Below are 19,852 nucleotides of genomic sequence, written 5' to 3'. Positions count from 1 at the left end.
ACACATGCCGCGGCTTTGCTACGCGCTGGATCTGCACGACGACGCGGCCATGATCGCCGAGTACGAACGCTGGCATCAGGCCGAGAACGTGTGGCCGGAGATCGTCGAGTCGATCGTGTCGGCCGGTATCCGTGATCTGGAAATCCATCGCGTCGGCGATCGCCTGGTGCTGATCATGGATGTCGACGAGAACTACGACCCGGCGGCGAAGGCCGCAGCCGATGCGGCCAACCCGCATGTGCGCACCTGGGAAGATCTGATGTGGCGGTTCCAGAAACCGATCCCGGGCACGCCAGCCGGAGAGAAATGGCGTGCGATGCGGCGCATCTTCTCGCTGGCCCAGACCCGCGCCGAGCATGAGACCGCGGCGCACGCGCAAGCCGAGTCGTAGAGCGATATATCCGTAACGATCCCGCAGGAATCAAGACGATGAAGCTGTTTCGGAAGGTGTTCCGGTTCGCGTTCGTGCTGATGCTGGCCTGCACCGGAGCCGCGCAGGCGGCTAACGACGACGCGCGCACGCACGCTCAGGCCGATGCGGTGCAGTGGTTTCAGGATGCACGCTTCGGCCTGTTCATCCACTGGGGCGTGTACAGCGTGCCCGGGCGGGGCGAGTGGGTGATGGAGAACGAAAAGATTCCGATCGCCGAGTACGAGAAATTCGCCACGCGATTCAATCCGGAGAAATTCGACGCCAAAGCCATCGTCGACCTGGCCAAGCGTGCCGGCATGAAGTACATCACCATCACCAGCAAGCACCACGACGGCTTCGCGATGTGGCCGACGAAGCAATCGCGCTGGAACATCGCCGATGCCACGAAATTCAAGCGCGATCCGCTTAAAGAGTTGGCCGACGAGGCGCATCGCCAGGGCATCAAGCTGTTCTTCTACTACTCGCAGCTGGATTGGCATCATCCGGATTTCTCGCCGCTCGGCAAAACCGGCCAGGCGGCTGGCCGGAAGGCGGGCGGTGACTTCAACCGCTATCTGGACTATATGGATGCGCAGTTGACCGAACTGCTCACCAATTACGGCGAGATCGGCGGCATCTGGTTCGACGGCATGTGGGACAAGCCCGACGCCGACTGGCGGCTCGGCCGCACCTACGATCTCATCCATCGCCTGCAACCGTCGGCGCTGGTCGGCAGCAATCATCACAAGGCGCCTTATCCCGGCGAGGACTTCCAGATGTTCGAGAAGGACCTGCCGGGCGCGAACACGGCGGGCTTCAACACCGCCCATATCAGTAGGCTGCCACTGGAAGCCTGTGACACCATCAACGGCGCCTGGGGCTACAACGCCAAGGATCACAGCTACAAAAGTTCGAAGGAACTGATCCACTTCCTCGTGCGCGCGGCCGGTGCGGGATCGAATTTCCTGCTCAACATCGGCCCCACGCCGGAAGGCACGGTGCAACCGGAATTCGTCGAGCGCCTGGAACAGGTGGGACGCTGGCTGCAGACCAACGGCGCCTCGATCTACGGCACACGAGCCGGTCCGGTGCCGCCGCGTTCCTGGGGCGTGACCACCGAAGCGAAGGACGGCACCGTATACGTGCACGTGCTGGAGTGGCAGGACGAGTATCTGCTGCTGCCGCCGTTGCAGGACATTGCCTCGGCCAGCGCATTCGGCAGCGGCGAGACACTGGAGTTGAGGCGTTTGCCGGAAGGGCTGATCGTGAAGCTGCCGAAAGCGAGCGCTGATCAGTCGGATCGCATCGTGGTGCTGAAGCGGAGCGCGCAGCCGGTGGCGGCCTCATCGGAGGCGGGCGCGCATCAGGATTAGGACACTTTCGATTCAATCGACCACAGCTCTGTCGTCCCAGCGACAGCTGGGATCCATTTCGATCTTTCCTGCAATCAACACAAAAGCAACCTACATCCCAGCTTTCGCCGGGAAGACGCGTGTAGAGTGTCGAGCTAAAACTGCTGGAAGCCGAAACCGGCCCGCACAGACTCCGTATCGCGCACTCAGCGCGCCAGCAGCTCGCGACCCGCCCGCCGCACGTCGGTGCAACCGGTGAGCGTCATCGCCACTTCCAGCTCCGCGCGCAGCGTGGCCAGCATTTCCGCCACGCCCGCCTGACCGCCGGCGCCCAGCGCGTAAGCCCAGGCCTTGCCGACCAGACAGGCATCGGCGCCCGACGCCAACGCACGCAGCACGTCCAGGCCGGAGCGAATGCCGCCGTCCATCAACACCGGAATGCGGCCGCCGACTTCCTCCGCGATCGCCGGCAGCGCGGAGATGCTGGAAGGCACGCCGTCGAGCTGGCGTCCGCCGTGGTTCGACACCACGATGCCGTCCACACCGGCATCGAGCGCCGCGCGCGCGTCTTCGCGATCGAGCAGGCCTTTGATCACGATCGGCCCGTTCCAGCGTTCGCGCACCCAGGCCACGTCCTTCCAGGTCACGCTGGGATCGAGATTCGACTTGATCCACGCCGCGAATCCGCCGACACCGCCGGCCGCCACTTCCGGCGGCAGATTGCCGAACCCGTGCGGCCCGCCGCGCAACTGCACATCCCACAGCCAGGCCGGATGCGTGAGCCCTTGCCAGGCGCGCATCCACTGTCCGCGCCAGCCGGTGGGTGCGGACATGCCCGAACGCAGATCGCGATAACGCGCGCCGGCGATGGGCAGGTCGACCGTGAGCAGCAGTACAGGGCTCGCCGCTGCCTGCGCGCGTTGCAGCATCTCTGCGCAGAAACCGCGATCACGCACCATGTAGAGCTGGTACCACACCGGCGCGCCGCCATCGCGGGTCACTTCCTCCAGGCCGCAGATGCTCAGCGTGGACAGGCAGAACGGCACGCCCGCCGCATGCGCCGCGCGCGCGGCCTGCACTTCGCCACGGCGCGCGTACATGCCGGAGAAGCCGACGGGCGCCAGCGCGACGGGCATCGACAATTCTTGTCCGAACAGCGATGTGCGCGTCGACAGCGTGGAGACGTCGACCATCACCCGCTGCCGCAGCGCGAGCGCATCCAGGTCCGCGGCATTGCGGCGGATGGTCACTTCGGCGTAGGCGCCGCCGTCGACGTAGTCGAACAGCAGGCGCGGAAGACGTCGTCGTGCGGCTTCGCGCAGGTCGGTGACGGGGCGTCCCATGAGATGGTTCCTGAAGGCCTAGTCGAGACTAACGTGCAACCGCGTCATCGCCATGTCGTCATCATCCTGCACTCCGGCATGCCACACGGGACCGTCGGGATACAGATACTCGCGCACCGAGCGCGCGTGCATCTCCGCGGAAAAACCCGGCAGCGCGGGCGCGAGGTAACGACCGTGGCGAATGCGCACCGGATCGACGAAGTGCTCGTGCAGATGATCGACGAACTCGATCGCGCGATCCTCCATCCTGCCGGTGATGGCGACGAAATCCGCCATCGCCAGATGCTGCACCAGTTCGCACAGGCCCACGCCACCGGCATGCGGGAACACGCGCACGCCGAACTTGGCCGCCAGCAGCAGGATCGCCAGATTCTCGTTGACGCCGCCCACGCGCGCGGCATCGATCTGGATCAGGTCGACCGCCTGCGCCTGCAGCAATTGTTTGAATACCACGCGGTTCTGCGTGTGCTCGCCCGTCGAGACGGGCACCGGCGAGACGCCGCGACGGATCGTCGCGTGCGCGAGCACGTCGTCGGGGCTGGTCGGTTCCTCCACCCAGGCGAGGTCGAACGATGCCAATTGGCGGATCCAGTCGATCGCGGGCTGAACATCCCAGCGCTGGTTGGCGTCGACGGCGAGCGCGATCTCCGGGCCAACCGCTTCGCGCGCGAGGCGGCAGCGGCGCACGTCGTCGCTGACGTTCGCGCCCACCTTCAACTTGATGGTGCGGAACCCATCGGCCACGGCCTGCTTCGCTAACCTCACCAGCTTCTCGTCGGAATAGCCAAGCCAGCCGGGCGAGGTGGTGTAGGCGGGATAACCTTTTTCCAGCAGCTCGGTGATGCGTGCGGCTTTGCCGGGCTCCGCGCGGCGCAAGATGTCGAGCGCTTCTTCCGGCGTCAGCGCATCGGAGAGATAGCGGAAATCCATCTGTGACACCAACTGCTCCGGGCTCATCTCGGCGATGAAGCGCCACAACGGCTTGCCCGCGCGCCGTGCCGCCATGTCCCAGGCGGCATTGATCACGCCGCCGATCGCCATGTGCATCACGCCTTTTTCCGGGCCGAGCCAGCGCAGTTGCGAATCGTCGGTGAGGCTGCGCGCGAAGGCGCCGAGATCATCCAGTACCTCCTCGACCTTGCGGCCGACGACCAGATGCGACAGCGCCGCCACCGCCGCCGTCTGCACGTCGTTGCCGCGCCCGATGGTGAACACCAGGCCATGACCGGCCAGGCCATCGGCGGCATCGGTACGCAGGACGAGATAGGCGGCCGAATAGTCGGGGTCCGGATTCATCGCGTCCGAGCCATCCAGCTGGCGCGATGTCGGAAAGCGCACGTCGTAGGTGTCGATGGCGGTGATCGTGCTCATGCGGGAGGAAGCCTGTCGTCCTGATGTCGTTTCGTTGCCGAGGCTGCCGGTCACGATCCACTCGACGCGCGATGCGCATCGGCGTCGTGTGCGATCACCTGTTGCCGCTGTTGTCCGAGACCTTCGATTCCCAGCGCCATCACATCGCCGGGCTTGAGATAGGTCGGCGGTTTCAGCCCCAGTCCCACGCCGGGCGGCGTGCCGGTGCTGATCACATCGCCCGGCATCAGCGTCATGTAGCGGCTGATGTAGCTGACCAGATGGGCGATGGTGAAGATCATGGTGCGGGTATTGCCGTTCTGATAGCGATGGCCGTTGACCTCCAGCCACAACGACAGGTTCTGCGGATCGGGCACTTCATCGCGCGTCACCAGCCACGGGCCGATCGGACCGAAGGTGTCGCAACTCTTGCCCTTCACCCACTGGCCGCCGTGTTCGAGCTGGAATTCGCGCTCGGATAGATCATTGACCACCAGATAGCCGGCGACGTGTTCGAGCGCAGCGTCCACCGGCACGTCGCGCGCGACATCGCCGATCACCACGCCTAGCTCGACTTCCCAATCGGTCTTCACCGAGCCGCGTGGAATGACGACGTCATCATTCGGACCGACGATCGCCGATGTGGCCTTCATGAACAGCACCGGTTGATCCGGCACGGCCATGCCGGATTCCGCGGCGTGATCCGCATAGTTCAAACCGACGCAGACGAACTTGCCCACGCGGCCGACCGCGGGGCCGTAGCGCGCCGCGCTTTCAACGATAGGCAACGTGGCGGGATCGATCCGGCGCAACGCATCCAGTCCGGCGCGGGTGAGATGTTCACCCGCGATGTCGTCGACGATCGCGCTCAAATCGCGCACGCGTCCGTCCCGATCCAGCAATCCGGGCTTCTCGCGGCCCGGTGTTCCATAACGCAGCAGTTTCATCGCGATCCTTTCCCGTGACGCGGCTTCATATCGGCGTGCTTCGTATCAACAAGCTTCATATCGACCAGCCCCCATCGATGACGTGGGTCTGGCCCGTGGTGAACGAGGATTCGTCGGAGGCGAGATAGACCACCAGCGCCGCGATCTCACGCGGATCGCCCAGGCGTCCCATCGGCTGGCGATCGACGAAACTCTTGCGCACCGAATCCTGGTCGCCGCCGAGCGCGGCGATGCGTCCGGCGAGCGAGGGCGTGTCGACGGTGCCTGGACAGATCGCGTTGCAGCGAATGCCCTTGGCGACGAAATCGGCGGCGATGGATTTGGTCAGCCCGATCACCGCGGCCTTGGTGACGCCGTAGACGAAGCGGTTCGGCGCGCCCTTGATGCTGGACGCCACCGAAGACATGTTGATGATGCTGCCGCTGCCGCGCGCCAGCATGCCGGGCAGCACCGTCTTGCACAGGCGATACATGGCATCGACGTTGAGGGTGAAGGAGCGCTTCCATGCCTCCTCGTCGCAATCGAGGATGCTGCCCTGGTGCACGTAGCCGGCGCAGTTGAACAGGACATCGAAGCCGGGCTCGTCCGCGACGAGCGCAGTGATCGCGGCGGGATCGGTCACGTTCAAGGTGCGGACTTCGATCGCGGAGTTCTCCGCCGCGAGCGACGCCAGCGCGGCCGCGTCGATGTCGGTCGCCAGCACCTGCGCGCCTTCGCGCGCGCACGCGAGCGCGCTTTCGCGGCCGATGCCCGCGCCCGCCGCGGTGATCAGGCAGCGCTTTCCGCTCAAGCGCGCGCTCATCCTGCGGCCTCTGCCTGGTCGAGGCGTGTTCTCATGTCGCATTCCTCGTGGAATCTGGGAGAAGGGAATCGATGTCGAGGCGATAGAAGCGCCGAGCGTTTTGTGAAAACACCGATTGCTCGTGGCCGGGGGCATGACGCGCCACCAACGCCTGAGCGAACGACAGCCACTCGGTATAGCTGGCCCGTTGCGTCAGCACCGGCCAATCGCTGCCCCACATCACGCGTTCTGGTCCAAAGCAGGCGAAGACGTGGGCGACGAAGGGCTCCACGGACGATGGCGATACGTTCTCGCCGACCTCGGTCAGCAGGCCTGAAAGTTTGCAGACCAGCTGCGGCTGCTTCGCCAAACGCGCGATCGTATCGGCCCACGCATCGAATCCGTGCGGGCCGATCGCGGGCTTGCCGGCGTGGTCGAGCACGGTTCGCAACGAAGGATGCCGCTGCAGTCGGAATTCCAGCGCGGGAAGATGTTCGGGCTTCACCAGCGCGTCGAATGCCAGATCGTGGGCGATCAATGCCTCGAATGCCGCGTCCAGTTCGGGGCGCATCAGCCAACGCGTGTCGGCGATGTCCTGCACCATCGGCCGGAAGCCTTTCAACACACCATTGCGGACGGCGCGCAGATCGGCGATACGAGAGGCGACATCGGCCGCCTCGAAATCCGTCCACCCCACCACGCCGGCGATGCGCGGATGCCGCTGCGCCAGAGCGAGCAGGAAGCGGGTTTCCGCTTCGGTCGGCGCGGCCTGCACGACGACGACAGCATCCACGCCCGAGGCATCGAGCGTCGCGTCGATGTCGGCTGGAACGAAGTCGCGGTACAAGGCGCCGAGCGCGGGCGTCAGCCAGCCGTAGTCGCCGCGCGACAGTTGCCAGAAATGCAGATGCGCATCGACGATGTTCATGGCGTCGGCGCCTCAGCTTCCAGCAACCCGGCTGTGTGCAGGTCTTGCCACAGCGCCGAGGGGAGTGGAGCCCGCATGCGCTGTGCCGCGCTTCGCGCTTCCGCGGGCGAACGCATGCCCGCGACCACGGTCGCCACCGCGGGATGGGCCAAGGGGAATTGCAGTGCGGCCGCGCCGACGTCGACGCCGTGCACCGCGCAGATTGCGTAAATCCGCTCGGCACGTTTCAGCGTGCGCGCATCTACCGGCGCGTAGTTGTATGTTTTCCCCGGCGCGGAGGCATCGCTCATCAATCCCGAGCTGTACGGACCCGCCACCAGGATCGAGATGCCGCGTCGTTGTGCTTCCCGCAACGCGGCGAGGCTATCGTGTTGTTCCAGCAGGGTGTAGCGTCCCGCGAGCATCACGCAGTCGAGTGGAAACAAAGGCATCAACTCCAGCGCGATGTCCTGCTCATTGACGCCGATGCCGATCGCGCGGCACACGCCAGATGCCTTCAGCTCGTCCATCGCCGGCAGTGCTTCCTCCAGCGCCTGACGCAGAACGGCCTCGTGGCGTTCGCCGTGTGTGAGCCGGCCGATGTCGTGCAGCAGCAGGATGTCGATGTAATCCGTGTCGAGCCGCCGCAGACTGGATTCGATCGAACGCAGCACGCTGTCGCGGCTGTAGTCGAATTCCGCGCGACGGCCGTCGACGGCGAAACCATCGCGTCGTCCCACCGCGGCCGCATCGTCGTGAACACGGCGGCCGACCTTCGTGGAAATCGTCAGCGAGCTGCGTGGCAGATCGCGCAAGCCACGACCCAGGCGGCTTTCGCTGAGGCCATAGCCGTAGTACGGCGCGGTGTCGAAATAACGCACGCCGGCGTCGTAAGCCGCGCGGATGGCCGACAAGGCCTGATCCTCGTCCACTTCCTCGTACAGATTGCCGATCGGCGCCGCGCCGAAGCCGAGCGCGGAGACCGACGTGGCGGTCGCGCCGACGGGTCGCGTCATCTGGATCAGATTCTTCTCAATCTGATTCGTCGTGGGATCGTCCGGCACGCACACTCCTTCACGAATCGCCGTCGCCGGACATGAGCATGCTCCGGACGAAGGGCCGACGGCCCCGATCGACGCGACATTTCCTCGCAAGACCTGGTGGTCGGTGGCGATGGGGAAGCCCTTACAAGGCAGTTGGCGATATTTTATATACAAACATCATCTTATATTTGAATGTTATCAAGCTGCGGCGCAGCATCGCGTCCAGGCGCAGCGGTGCCTGGGCCGGCACTGAAGATGAATGCGTTCAGGGATAAGCGGCGGGCAGGCTTTCCGCCCGCCGCCGTCGGTCCGGTACGTGAGGACTAGTGTTTCAGCGCTCGTTGCCGGAGAAAATCCGCAGCACCGAGTCCAGGTGCCGCTGCATGGCCAGGCGGGCCGCGATGGGGTCGCGGCGACGGATGGCGGTGACGATGGCGGCGTGCTCGTGCTCGGAGCGATGCGGCATGTCCTCGCTGGAATACAGCTCCTGGACCCGCTGGAACATGGCGCCGTACTTGTGCCCCAGCAGGTGCCGGATCAACAGGGCATAGGCAGGATTGCCGCTGGCGTCGGCGATGCGGATGTGCAGCAGGCGGTCGCCCGGGTGGGTGACCGAGCCGACGCGGTTGTCCTCGATATTGCGCCGGTAAGCCTCTTCGATGCCGTCGATCTCCGCATCGGTGGCGTTCTCGGCGGCCAGAGCCGCGGTTTCCGGTTCCACCAGCCGCCGCGCCTGCAGCAGCGAGAACGGCGGGATCTCCGCGTCCAGGTCGGTTTCGATGCCCAGTTCCGGGTCCGGCACCCACGGCTGGCTGCGCATGGCGCGGTCCAGGACGCGGCCGCCGGACTTCTGGCCGAGGACGGCCGCATCGGCGGCGACCGGCGGTTCCGGCCCGATCACCATGACCCCGTCCCCGACGCGGACCCGGACCATCCCGATCACTTCCAGTGCGATCAGTGCCTCGCGCAGCGAGGTCCGGCTCACGCCGAACTGCTGCGAAAGCTCGCGCTCGGCCGGCAAATAGCTGCCCGGCGGGTACTCGCCGCGGTTGATCAGGACCCGCAGCTGATCGGCGATTTGTTGATAAAGACGGCGGTTCTGGATGCTTTGGACGGGCATAGTATGGTAATGGTTGGACCATTGAACCTTTGCCGGGGTTCATTATCGATCCGTCGAAGCATCGCTGGGAACCACTGCACGACAGCGATTAGACGCTGGCGGACCGGATGCGTCCACCCCTGCTATTCATTTCATCTTGAATCCAAGAATCCGGAGTGCCCATGAGATTCCTCCCCGGTCTGTTCGCTGTCTGCCTGGTTTCCCTGAACGTGTTGCCGGCATTTGCCGGGGCGAAGGAAGCGCCCGCGCCCCGCTTGCTGCCTGCGCCTGCGCATATGCAGTTGTCTGAGGGGCGCTATCGGCCGGGAGCCTCGGCACGGGTCGCGATCCCGGCCGACGACGCGGATGGCCGCGCCTTGGGCGAACTGGCCGTGACGATCCTGCGCGAGGCCTGGGGCGTGCCGGTGGAGTTGCAGCACGGCGGCGATCGCCGGGCGGATCTGACCCTGGCCCTGCAGCCGGCACCCGGTGCTAACCCCGAGGGCTATCGCCTCGCCGTGAACGCGGACGGCATCCGATTGACCTCCGCCACGCCGGCCGGCCTGTTCTACGGCTTGCAGACCTTGCGGCAACTCGCGCCTCCCAACAGCGCCAAGACCGGCGTGCCGGCGCTCGCGATCGAGGACGCGCCGCGCTTCGGTTATCGCGGCCTGATGCTCGATGTCGGACGGCATCTGTATCCGCTGGATTTCCTCAAGCGCACGCTCGATCTGATGGCGCGCTACAAGTTCAACACCTTCCACTGGCATCTGACCGAGGACCAGGGCTGGCGGTTGGAGATCAAGCGTTATCCCAAGCTCACGGAAGTCGGCGCCTGGCGCGCGCGTACCTCGATCCAGCATCGCGACGGCCCGGACACGTTCGATGAGCGGCGCTACGGCGGCTTCTACACGCAGGCCGAGGCGCGCGAACTGGTGGCGTATGCCAAGCAACTGCACATCCAGGTCATTCCCGAGATCGAGATGCCCGGCCACACCGTCGCCGCGCTCGCCGCGTATCCGGAACTGGCCTGCACGCCAGGCCCGTTCGAGGTGCGCGCCACCTGGGGCGTGGACGACAACGTGTTGTGCCCGAGCGAGGCGACTTTCACCTTCATCGAGAACGTGTTGACCGAGGTGATGGACATCTTCCCCTCGCCCTATATCCATCTCGGCGGCGACGAAGCACCGATCGTGCGCTGGCAGCAGAGCCCCCTCGCGCAGGACATCATCCGTCGCGAAGGATTGAAAGACGAACACGCGCTGCAAGGCTGGTTCATGCGGCGCGTGGAGAAGTACCTGCACGAGCACGGCCGCAAGGTGATCGGTTGGGATGAGATCCTCGACGGCAATCCGTTGCCGAGCGCCACCGTGATGTCCTGGCGTGGCATGGATGGCGGCATCGTCGCGGCGCGGCGTGGCCATGACGTGATCATGTCGCCCACTTCCCACGTCTATCTTGATTACTGCCAGTCGCTGTCGAAGGATGAGCCGGTCTGCTCCGGCAATCTGCCGCTGCGGCAGGTCTATGCGTTCGAACCGGTGCCGGACAAGCTGACGCCGGCGCAGGCCAAACATGTGATCGGTGCCCAAGGCAATGTCTGGACCGAACGCATGCGCAGCAGCGACGCGGTGGAGTACATGCTGTGGCCGCGCGCACTGGCATTGAGCGAAGTGTTGTGGTCCCCGCGCGAAGGGCGTGGCTGGGAGGATTTCAATCGCCGCCTGGAACCGCAATTGCAGTTTCTGGATACGTTGCGGGTGAATTACCGCGTACCCGACGTGATCGGGCTCGAAGGCGATGCGATCTCGCTGCAGCCACAGACGAAGGTGCGTTTGACCTCGCCGTTGCCCGATGCGCGCGTGCGCTACAGCCTGGATGGCAGTGCGCCGACGAGCGCGTCGCCCGCGTACGAAGGACCGATCGCGCTCGCACTCGAGCCAGGCGGCACCGTGGTGTCGGCGCGATTGGAACTGCCGGGCGGACGCCTGGGGCCGATCAGTCGCGCGCATTACGCGCTCGCGCAGCTGCAGCCGGCATCAAATATCGAGCGTAAGAAGTTGCGGCCAGGACTCGAACGCGACTACTACGAAGTCGCGATCACGCGCACCGAGCAATTGCTGTCGCAGAAAGCGGTTCGCAGCGAAACGGTGCGCGACATCGGCCTGCCGGAGGAAGCGCGCCCCGATACGTTCGGTCTGCGTTATCGCGGCTACATTGCCGTCCCGAGTGACGGCGTCTACCGCTTCGTGCTCGGCTCCGACGACGGGGCGCGGCTGTTGATCGACGACAAGCTGGTGGTCGATCGTGACGGTCCGCAATCGCCCGGCGATTCTTACGGCAGCGTCGCACTGGGGGCCGGACTGCATGCCTTCGAGCTGCGCTACTTCCAGGGCGGCGGTGACAAGCAATTGCAGTTGCTTGTCGAACGCGATGGCGCCACGGCCGTGCCAGTGCCCCACGACTGGTGGTTGCATTGAACCACCTGCGTTGCTGCGCGCTCGCGGGGGCGATCGCGCTGGCGATGCCGGGTGCCGAGACAGGCGCCGCGCCACCGCAGGCGGATCGCGCGGCCTTTGCACCGGTTCCGGCCGTCTACCGCGACGGCTGGCTCGATCTGAACAAGAACGGCCGGCAGGACGTCTACGAGAATCCTCGCGCGAACATCGACGCACGTATCGAGAATCTGCTCTCGCAGATGACGATCGAAGAAAAGACCGTGCAGATGGCCACGCTCTACGGCTACGGCCGTGTCCTGCGCGATCCTTTGCCGACGCCGCAATGGAAGCAGCAGTTGTGGAAGGACGGCATCGGCAACATCGACGAGATGCACAACGGCTTCGGCGACGGCAAGCGCAGCCCTTACGCGACCGATCCGCGCCGTCACATCTGGGCGATGAACGAGGTGCAGCGCTTCTTCATCGAACAGACCCGCCTCGGCATTCCCGCGGATTTCACTAACGAAGGCATCCGTGGCGTCGAGGCCTGGAGCGCGACCAACTTCCCGAGCCAACTCGGGATCGGCCACACCTGGAACAAGGCGCTGGTGCGCAGGATCGGGCGCATCACCGGTCTGGAAGCGCGTGCGCTCGGTTATACCAATGTTTACGCGCCGATCCTCGACGTCGCGCGCGACCAGCGTTGGGGCCGCATGGAGGAGGTGTACAGCGAAGATCCGTACCTCGTCTCGCGTCTTGGCGTCGAGATGGTGAAGGGATTGCAGCAGGACTTCACCGTCGCCGCCACCGCCAAACATTTCGCTGTCTACAGCAACAACAAGGGCGCGCGCGAAGGCGATGCGCGTACCGATCCGCAGGTGACGCCGCGCGAGGTCGAGGACATTTTCCTGCCACCGTTCGCGGCGGCGATCCGCGAAGCGGGATTGCTCGGCGTGATGAGTTCGTACAACGATTACGACGGCATTCCGGTCACGGGCAGCCGGTACTGGCTGACCGAGCGCCTGCGCAACGATTTCGGCTTCCGCGGCTACGTCGTGTCCGACAGCGAAGCGGTCGAATATCTGTACACGAAGCATGCGGTGGCCTCCGATGCGAAGGACGCGGTGCGGCAGGCGGTGGAGGCCGGGCTCAACATCCGCACCAACTTCACCGAACCAGAGCGGTTCGTGCTGCCGCTGCGCGAAGCGGTGCGAGATGGCAGTCTGTCGATGACGACCATCGACGCGCGCGTGCGCGACATCCTCCGGGTCAAGTTCACTATCGGCCTGTTCGATCGTCCGTACGTCGAGGATGCCGAGGCCAGCGCGCGGCTGGCGAACTCCGAGACGCATCGCGCCGTGGCGCTGCAGGCCGCGCGCGAAAGCCTGGTGCTGCTGAAGAACGCAGGCGGCGCGCTGCCGCTGGACAAGCATCTGAAATCGATCGCGGTGATCGGTCCGAACGCCGACGACGGCCGCTATGCGCATCGCCACTACGGTCCGGGCGGCGGCCATGCGGTCACCGTGCTCGAAGGGCTCCGGCGCAAGCTCGGTGCGAAGGTCGATGTGCGTTACGCGAAGGGCGTCGAGATCGCGGGCGACAACTGGCCGCGCATCGAAATCTTGCCGGAGCCGTTGAGCGCCATCGAGCGCGCCGGCATCGACGAGGCCGTGCGCGCGGCGACCGGCGCCGACGTCGCGGTGGTCGTGCTCGGCGATGGCGATCGCACCGTCGGCGAAAGCCTGAGCCGCACCAGTCTTGATCTCCCCGGCAGGCAACAAGAGCTATTGCAGGCCGTGCATGCTACCGGCACGCCGGTGGTGCTGGTGCTCATCAACGGCCGGCCGATGTCGGTGAACTGGGCCGACGCGCATGTGCAGGCGATCCTGGAAGCCTGGTTTCCGGGCGATCAGGGCGGCACCGCCATCGCCGATGTCCTGTTCGGCGACTACAACCCGGGCGGCAAGCTGACGGTGACGTTTCCAAAAACGGCCGGGCAGATTCCGTTCAACTTCCCGACCAAACCGAACGCGCAGTGGGAAGGCGAGAAATCCCGCATCAACGGCGCGTTGTACAGCTTTGGCTACGGGTTGAGCTACACGAGTTTCGAGTATTCCGACTTGCGCATCGCGCCGACGCGTCAGCATCCGCAGGGCGAGATCACCGTCAGCGTGGAGGTGCGCAATAGCGGCCGCCGCGCCGGCGATGAAGTGGTGCAACTCTATACGCGTGATCTGGTCAGTTCGGTGACGACCTACGAGAAGAATCTACGCGGCTTCGAGCGCATCCATCTGAAGCCCGGCGAAAGCCGGACCGTGCGCTTCGTTCTCAAGCCCCCGGATCTGGCGTTGTGGAATCGGCAGATGCAGCACGTCGTCGAGCCGGGCCGTTTCCGCGTCATGGTCGGATCAGGATCGGAAGACATTCGCCAACAGGGCGAGTTCGAGGTCGCCGCGGACTGATCGGAGCAATGAAGCCCCGTTCTCGTTCGCGAGAGCGGGGTTTTCGAAATCATTCGATCGCAACTTGCGATGCGGGAGCGGCACCAGGCAACTTGATCGTCCACGCATAACCACCTGCGCTGCGCTTGCGCACGCTCGCGGGCACCTCGACGACGGTGCGATCGCCTTCGCGCCGCCACGTCAGCGCCGTGTCGTCGCCCAGCATGCGCACGCTCGCGCCCGCAGCCGGCGCGGGGCCAGGGATTTCCAATCTGGCGGGCAGCTGCGATTCCGCGGCTTCGGGCAAATAGATCGCGTACACCGTGCCATCGCGCAGCGCGGTGTAGCGGAAACGATCGGCGACATAGGGCGCGATCGCGCGGCTGGCGTAGATCGCTTCGCCGTTGACGTGCATCCACTGGCCGATTTCCTGCAATCGCTGCACCGCGACCGGCGGCAGTTCACCGTTGGCATCCGGCCCGACGTTGAGCAGGTAGTTGCCGCCCTTGGCCACCACATCCACGAGCATCTGCACCACCTTGCGCGCGGGCTTGTAGTTGTCGTTGGGCGTGTACGACCAGGAATCGCCCAAGGTCATGCAGGTTTCCCAGGGATAGGGCAGAGGCTTGTCGGGAATCTCCTGCTCGGGCGTGCGGTAGTTTTCATAGGGACCCCCCACCGCGCGATCGACCACGATCAATCCCGGCTGATGCGAGCGCGCCAGCTTCGTCAGTCCCGGCATGTCGATGTCTTGCGACCAGTGCTGGGATCCTTCGCCGCGAGCCGGGTCCTTGGAGCGCACCCATCCGCCATCGAGCCAGAGGATGTCCAGCGGTCCATAGCCTGTGGTCAGTTCCTCGATCTGCGCATGCGTGAATTTCACGAAGCGCTTCCAGCGTTCCGGATATTTGCCCGTGTCGTAGTTGACGTTGCGGTCGGGCGTGGCCCATTCCGGCGCCCAGTAGTCGTCGTTGTGCCAGTCCGGCTTGGAGAAGTAGGCGCCGATGCCGAAACCGCGCGCGTGGAAGGCGTCGAACACTTGTTTCGTGATGTTCGAGCGCGGATTGTCGTGGAAGGGCACGTTCGGCGCGGTGATGCGGTAATCGCTCTGCCGCGTGTCGAACATGTTGAAGCCGTCATGATGCTTGGTGGTGAACACCACGTACTTCGTGCCCGCGGCCTCGGCCACGCGCGCCCACGACTGCGGATCGAACTTCACCGGATTGAACGTCTCCGGCAGCTGCTCGTAGCGCCTGACGTAATCGACATAGCTCACGCCGGGCGGACGCTTGCACCAGGGCACGTCCTCCGAGCAGATCGACCACGATTCGACGATGCCCCACTGGCTGTACGGCCCCCAATGCATCATGAAACCGAATTTCCAGTCCTTCCATTGTTCCAACTTGCGCAGCACCGCCGGATCGGTTTCTGGAACGTAATCGCCTGGGCTGTTCGCCGAGGCCTGGAAAGCGCAGGTCGCGAGCAGCGCTGCCAGCAATAGCGAGCGTGATGAGGTCATTCGTTGCTCTCGATCGGTTTGGAGGTCTCGCGATACAGCGTCACGGGGCGGTCGAGTTCCAGCGCGACCACGGTCATGTCGGGATCGAAGGCATCCTCCGGAATCGAGAGGTACAGCAGCCCCGGCACCTTGCTCCAGTCGTACTTGCCGAGCACGCGCGTTTGCACCGGCTGCTTGCCGCCGACGACGTAGGCGTTCGTGACCTTCGCATCCAGGCCCTTGACCAGCAGTTCGCCGCTCGGCTTGCCGTCGACGAACAGATACAGCGTCTTCCCGTCCTTCGACTGCGTGCTGGGGCCTGCGTAGTGATCCAGCGACGGGCCGGCGACGGTGCCGTAGATCGCTTGCGCGTGCTTGCCGGTCCAGCGTCCGAGCCCTTCCAGGATCGCGACCTGGCGCGGATCGATCGTGCCGTCCTCGCGCGGCCCGATGTCCAGCAGCAGATTGCCGCCCATGCCGACGACGCCGGCGAACAGATGGATGATCTGGTTGGCGTTCTTGTATTCCGTATCGCGAGGTTGATAGCCCCACGACATGTTCATCGTCAGGCACAGTTCCCAATACGGCGCCTCGGGTCGCAGCACCGGCACGCCCTGTTCGGGCGTGGCGTAATCGCCGTATGCGTTGAGGCGCGAATTGATGATCGCGTTCGGATTGCGCGCCAGGATCTCGCGCCGCACTTTCGCCGACTGCCAGGCCTTGGCGTCGTGTTCCCAGTCGCCATCGAACCAATAGAGATCGGGCTTGTAGCGCTCGCCCAGGTCGGCGAGCTGGCCCTGGTAATAATCCAGGAAGCGTTGCCAGCGCTGCGGCTCCGCGGTGAAGTCGTAACGCTTCTGCTTGCGCGTGAAGCCGTCGTAGTCGGAATACGACCAGTCCGGCAGCGAGTAGTACAGGCCGACCTTCAATCCCGCATCGCGCAAGCGGTCGACGAAGGGCGCGATCAAATCGCGCTTGGCCGGCGTGTCCTTGACGACGTTGAGCCCTTGCCGGCTGTCCCAGAGCGCGACGCCGTCATGATGGCGCGCCGTCAGCACCGCGTAGCGCGCGCCGCTCCGTTGGATCAGGTCCACCCATGCGGCGGGGTCGTAGCGACTGGCGGTGAAGCCGCCCAACTGCTTCATGTAGTCGGCATGCGACATCTTGCCGTTGAAGAACGCCCACGACTCGTCGACGCCGTCCACGGCGTAGATGCCCCAGTGGATGAAGATGCCGAGCTTGGCGTCGGCGAACCATTGCATCCGGCGCGCCTTGGCTTCGACGCTTTCGGCGCGAGCATCCGGGGCCGGTGCGGCAGCCGTCTCGGCGGCGGCAACGAGAGGTCCTGGCAGCCACAGCGCCAGGCCGCTCAACAAAGCGAACAGATGGGTTCTCATACGCCCTCATTGGCCCATTGGTTGGACCAATTTATACCCATGAATGGCCGGCGGGAAACCTAGGATCAGCCGAAGGCGATCACCGTGACCGGCTGAAACGCTTCGGTGCTGTCCTTCACAGGTTGCGCCCTGGCACCGCAGTCTCAGCGATTAGATCGATGTAAATTGTGATTTAAATCACAATTAAGGCCGAATTTTGCCGTTATGGTCTGTCCGCTGCGGGCCTGGAGGGATCGCGGTTTCGTTTCCATGCCGTGGCGACCCAAGAGAAGCGGGGCGTGCATGCGCGAAAAGGTTGGACCATTGGTCCGGCCTGCTTTCGAAGGGGATCGAGTGATCGCACGCTGTCGACCGCCATGCCATCTTGCCCGCGTCCGCGCGCCGTCCCCGTCCCCCGTGGGGGCTGGCAGCGCTCGGCGAATGGCGCTTTCGACAGCCGCGGCGACGGGCTCTCGCCTCCTCCGCATCGCGATCTGCGTTCCGATGCTCGGACTGCTGAGCACATGGGCCTGCGCGAAGGAGCCGTCTCCCGCCGAACTCAAGCCCTACACCGAAACGGTTCCGGGCTCGCAGGTGCGTTTCGACATGGTGCCGATCCCCGCCGGCCGTTTCCGCATGGGCAGCCCGGCATCGGAGAGCGGGCGTGGTGGAGACGAAGGCCCGCAGGCGGAGGTCAGCGTCGGCGCGTTCTGGATCGGCAAATACGAAGTCACCTGGGACGAGTACGACCAGTTCCGCAAGCAAGCGCCGAAGCTGAGCAAGGGCGCCGACGCGCCCACCGACGCGGTGACCGGCCCGACGCCTCCCTACGCGGATGAGTCATGGGGGTTCGGCAAGGGACGCCAGCCCGCGATCGGCATGACCTGGCATGCGGCGGCCGAATATTGCCGCTGGCTCTCGGCCAAGACCGGCCATCACTATCGCCTGCCCACCGAGGCCGAATGGGAATACGCAGCGCGCGCCGGCACCGAAACGCCGTGGTCCTCCGGCGCACAGGCGGCATCGCTGGCGAACAGCGCGTGGTACGCCGACAACGCCAACAGCGTGCCGCATGCGGTGGGCAGCAAGCAGCCCAATGCCTTCGGCCTCTATGACATGCACGGCAACGTCGCCGAGTGGACGCTGGATCGCTACGACCCCAAGCGCTATGCCGCGCTGAAGGGCAAGGCGGCCAGAAATCCGGTGGCGATGCCGGACGCGGCGCGCTATCCGCACGTGGTGCGCGGCGGTTCCTTCGAGGACGATGCCGAACACCTGCGCAGCGCCGCCCGCCGCGCATCCAAACCGGCCTGGAGCCGGCGCGATCCGCAGGAACCGCAAAGCATCTGGTGGCACACCGATGCGACCTTCGTCGGTTTCCGCATCGTGCGCGTCGACGATGACACGCCGGCGCTGAAAGATTTCAAGTCGAAGGTGACGCGCGCCAGCCCGAATGAATGACACGCGCGGCGAGTGAGTCGATCCCGGTCGCGCATTGCATCGACAAAACCCAACGATTCCTTATGGAGGAAGCCAGACATGACTGATGAATTCCGCCGCGCCGCAACGTCCCCCTTCGATCCGCTGCGCCGTGAATTCCTCAAGCGCGGCGCTGGCACGGCCGCGGCGATCGGCCTGGCTTCCTCCACCTTCGGTACGGCCTACGCGCGCGGCAGCGATGAAATCCGCGTCGGCCTGATCGGCGCCGGTGATCGCGGCACCGGCGCATTGCGCAACATCCTGCATGCCGCGGCGCCCGGCGTGCGCGTGGTCGCCATCGGCGATGCGTTCGAGGAGCGGATCGACAAGAGCATCGCGCTGGTCGAGTCGAAGATCGGCAAGTCGCTCGGCGTGCCGAAGAAGCGCCGCTTCGTCGGGCTCGACGCCTACCAGCACGTGCTGGCCGAGGACATCAACTATGTGATCCTGGCCAGCCCGCCCGCGTTTCGTCCCGAGCATCTGCGTGCCGCCGTCGAGGCGGGCAAGCACATCTTCACCGAGAAGCCCATCGCCGTCGATTCGCCCGGCGTGCGCCAGGTGCTGGCGCTGCACGACATCGCCGATCAAAAAGGTCTGAAGATCGCCGCCGGCACGCAGCGCCGGCATCAGGCCGGTTATCTCGACACCATCAAGCGCATCCACGACGGCGCCATCGGCGAGATTGTTGCGGCGCGCGCCTACTGGAACCAGGGCAGCCTGTGGCATATCGACCGGCAGCCGGCCTGGAGCGACGGCGAGTGGATGTTGCGCAATTGGCCGTATTTCAACTGGCTGTCCGGCGATATCATCGTCGAACAACACATCCACAACATCGACGTGATCAACTGGGCGATGAACGCGCATCCGGCCAGCGCGGTGAGCCTGGCCGGACGGCAGGTTCGCACCGACACGGTGTACGGCAACGTGTACGACCATTTCGCCACCGACTACGAATATGCGAACGGCGCGCACATGATCAGCATGTGCCGGCAGATCGACGGTTGCGCCAACAACATCTCCGAAGCGCTGGTCGGCACGCGCGGCAACTCGCAGGTCGATCAGCACATCATCACCGGCGCCAACGCCTGGAAGCGCGATCCGCGCGTGACCGAGAACGACACCAGTCCCTACTATCAGGAACACATCGATCTGGTCCAGGCGATCCGCGGCGGCAAGCCGCTCAACGAACTCAGGCAGGTGGCGGAAGCCACGCTGTCCGCGATCATGGGGCGCATGGCCGGCTACAGCGGTGGCCGCGTCACTTGGGAGGAGGCGTTGAATTCGCAGGAGTCGCTCGCACCGGGTCCGTTCGCCCTGAGCGGCACGATCGCCGTGCCGGCTGTCGCCATGCCGGGCAAAACCGAACCGAAGCCGGCGTGAGGGCAC

At 65.1% G+C, this 19,852-nt stretch carries 15 protein-coding genes; 6 read left to right on the top strand and 9 right to left on the bottom strand.

Annotated elements, in window-relative coordinates; translation table 11 throughout:
* Window positions 1-4: 4 nt before the first annotated feature.
* Both LG367_RS00790 and LG367_RS00785 read left to right on the top strand, forming a co-directional pair.
* Window positions 5-391: an L-rhamnose mutarotase gene (locus LG367_RS00790; protein WP_226467312.1), complete on the top strand. Its 387-nt coding sequence runs from the start codon at window positions 5-7 to the stop codon at window positions 389-391.
* Between the two features lie 38 nt (window positions 392-429).
* On the top strand, window positions 430-1,785 hold the full coding sequence (locus tag LG367_RS00785; protein WP_226467311.1) for an alpha-L-fucosidase: 1,356 nt from the start codon (window positions 430-432) through the stop codon (window positions 1,783-1,785).
* A 185-nt stretch (window positions 1,786-1,970) separates the two neighbouring features.
* Here the strand turns inward: LG367_RS00785 and LG367_RS00780 are convergent, their stop codons facing one another.
* The 7 genes from LG367_RS00780 to LG367_RS00750 all read right to left on the bottom strand — a co-directional run bounded on the left by LG367_RS00780 (window position 1,971) and on the right by LG367_RS00750 (window position 9,255).
* The gene (locus LG367_RS00780; RefSeq protein ID WP_226467310.1) at window positions 1,971-3,107 is read right to left on the bottom strand and encodes an L-lactate dehydrogenase; all 1,137 of its coding nucleotides are present in this window, start codon (window positions 3,105-3,107) and stop codon (window positions 1,971-1,973) included.
* 18 nt (window positions 3,108-3,125) lie between these two features.
* The gene (locus LG367_RS00775) at window positions 3,126-4,478 is read right to left on the bottom strand and encodes an L-fuconate dehydratase (protein ID WP_226467309.1); all 1,353 of its coding nucleotides are present in this window, start codon (window positions 4,476-4,478) and stop codon (window positions 3,126-3,128) included.
* 50 nt (window positions 4,479-4,528) lie between these two features.
* The gene (locus LG367_RS00770) at window positions 4,529-5,404 is read right to left on the bottom strand and encodes a fumarylacetoacetate hydrolase family protein (RefSeq protein ID WP_226467308.1); all 876 of its coding nucleotides are present in this window, start codon (window positions 5,402-5,404) and stop codon (window positions 4,529-4,531) included.
* Window positions 5,405-5,459: 55 nt separating this feature from the next.
* Complete coding sequence (locus LG367_RS00765; protein ID WP_226467307.1) at window positions 5,460-6,206, bottom strand: SDR family oxidoreductase; 747 nt, start codon at window positions 6,204-6,206, stop codon at window positions 5,460-5,462.
* A 31-nt stretch (window positions 6,207-6,237) separates the two neighbouring features.
* Window positions 6,238-7,113: an amidohydrolase family protein gene (locus LG367_RS00760; RefSeq protein ID WP_226467306.1), complete on the bottom strand. Its 876-nt coding sequence runs from the start codon at window positions 7,111-7,113 to the stop codon at window positions 6,238-6,240.
* On the bottom strand, window positions 7,110-8,108 hold the full coding sequence (locus LG367_RS00755; protein WP_226467305.1) for an aldo/keto reductase: 999 nt from the start codon (window positions 8,106-8,108) through the stop codon (window positions 7,110-7,112). Before LG367_RS00755 ends, LG367_RS00760 begins: the two co-directional genes overlap by 4 nt.
* 358 nt (window positions 8,109-8,466) lie before the next feature.
* Complete coding sequence (locus tag LG367_RS00750; protein WP_226467304.1) at window positions 8,467-9,255, bottom strand: FadR/GntR family transcriptional regulator; 789 nt, start codon at window positions 9,253-9,255, stop codon at window positions 8,467-8,469.
* Between the two features lie 161 nt (window positions 9,256-9,416).
* Here LG367_RS00750 and LG367_RS00745 point away from each other — a divergent pair, with 161 nt between their 5' ends.
* Entirely contained in the window at window positions 9,417-11,714 is a 2,298-nt protein-coding gene (locus LG367_RS00745; protein ID WP_226467303.1) for a family 20 glycosylhydrolase, read from the top strand.
* Window positions 11,711-14,134 (top strand): glycoside hydrolase family 3 N-terminal domain-containing protein, encoded by a 2,424-nt coding sequence (locus LG367_RS00740; protein WP_226467302.1) that lies wholly within the window; start codon window positions 11,711-11,713, stop codon window positions 14,132-14,134. Before LG367_RS00745 ends, LG367_RS00740 begins: the two co-directional genes overlap by 4 nt.
* 49 nt (window positions 14,135-14,183) lie before the next feature.
* Here the strand turns inward: LG367_RS00740 and LG367_RS00735 are convergent, their stop codons facing one another.
* Window positions 14,184-15,632, bottom strand: coding sequence for an alpha-L-fucosidase (locus LG367_RS00735; RefSeq protein WP_226467301.1), 1,449 nt, complete (start codon window positions 15,630-15,632; stop codon window positions 14,184-14,186).
* A complete protein-coding gene (locus tag LG367_RS00730) occupies window positions 15,629-17,008 on the bottom strand; it encodes an alpha-L-fucosidase (RefSeq protein WP_226467300.1) in 1,380 nt (459 codons plus the stop codon). Before LG367_RS00730 ends, LG367_RS00735 begins: the two co-directional genes overlap by 4 nt.
* 483 nt (window positions 17,009-17,491) lie before the next feature.
* On the opposite strand from LG367_RS00730, the gene LG367_RS00725 reads away from it, so the two are divergent.
* Together LG367_RS00725 and LG367_RS00720 are read left to right on the top strand one after the other, a co-directional pair.
* Window positions 17,492-18,448: a formylglycine-generating enzyme family protein gene (locus tag LG367_RS00725; RefSeq protein WP_226467299.1), complete on the top strand. Its 957-nt coding sequence runs from the start codon at window positions 17,492-17,494 to the stop codon at window positions 18,446-18,448.
* A 78-nt stretch (window positions 18,449-18,526) separates the two neighbouring features.
* Window positions 18,527-19,846 carry a Gfo/Idh/MocA family protein gene (locus LG367_RS00720; RefSeq protein ID WP_226467298.1) on the top strand — a complete coding sequence of 440 codons (1,320 nt, stop codon included), beginning with the start codon at window positions 18,527-18,529 and terminating at the stop codon, window positions 19,844-19,846.
* Window positions 19,847-19,852: the final 6 nt, after the last annotated feature.

Source organism: Luteimonas panaciterrae, from assembly GCF_020511115.1.
GTDB lineage: Bacteria > Pseudomonadota > Gammaproteobacteria > Xanthomonadales > Xanthomonadaceae > Luteimonas > Luteimonas panaciterrae.
This window is presented reverse-complemented; position numbering and strand designations above follow the sequence as displayed.

Coding starts and splice junctions, on each gene's coding strand:
- LG367_RS00790 (WP_226467312.1), top strand. CDS start 5: ATGCCGCGGCTTTGCTACGCGCTGGATCTGCACGACGACGCGGCCATG.
- LG367_RS00785 (WP_226467311.1), top strand. CDS start 430: ATGAAGCTGTTTCGGAAGGTGTTCCGGTTCGCGTTCGTGCTGATGCTG.
- LG367_RS00780 (WP_226467310.1), bottom strand. CDS start 3,107: ATGGGACGCCCCGTCACCGACCTGCGCGAAGCCGCACGACGACGTCTT.
- LG367_RS00775 (WP_226467309.1), bottom strand. CDS start 4,478: ATGAGCACGATCACCGCCATCGACACCTACGACGTGCGCTTTCCGACA.
- LG367_RS00770 (WP_226467308.1), bottom strand. CDS start 5,404: ATGAAACTGCTGCGTTATGGAACACCGGGCCGCGAGAAGCCCGGATTG.
- LG367_RS00765 (WP_226467307.1), bottom strand. CDS start 6,206: ATGAGCGCGCGCTTGAGCGGAAAGCGCTGCCTGATCACCGCGGCGGGC.
- LG367_RS00760 (WP_226467306.1), bottom strand. CDS start 7,113: ATGAACATCGTCGATGCGCATCTGCATTTCTGGCAACTGTCGCGCGGC.
- LG367_RS00755 (WP_226467305.1), bottom strand. CDS start 8,108: ATGACGCGACCCGTCGGCGCGACCGCCACGTCGGTCTCCGCGCTCGGC.
- LG367_RS00750 (WP_226467304.1), bottom strand. CDS start 9,255: ATGCCCGTCCAAAGCATCCAGAACCGCCGTCTTTATCAACAAATCGCC.
- LG367_RS00745 (WP_226467303.1), top strand. CDS start 9,417: ATGAGATTCCTCCCCGGTCTGTTCGCTGTCTGCCTGGTTTCCCTGAAC.
- LG367_RS00735 (WP_226467301.1), bottom strand. CDS start 15,632: ATGACCTCATCACGCTCGCTATTGCTGGCAGCGCTGCTCGCGACCTGC.
- LG367_RS00730 (WP_226467300.1), bottom strand. CDS start 17,008: ATGAGAACCCATCTGTTCGCTTTGTTGAGCGGCCTGGCGCTGTGGCTG.
- LG367_RS00725 (WP_226467299.1), top strand. CDS start 17,492: ATGCTCGGACTGCTGAGCACATGGGCCTGCGCGAAGGAGCCGTCTCCC.
- LG367_RS00720 (WP_226467298.1), top strand. CDS start 18,527: ATGACTGATGAATTCCGCCGCGCCGCAACGTCCCCCTTCGATCCGCTG.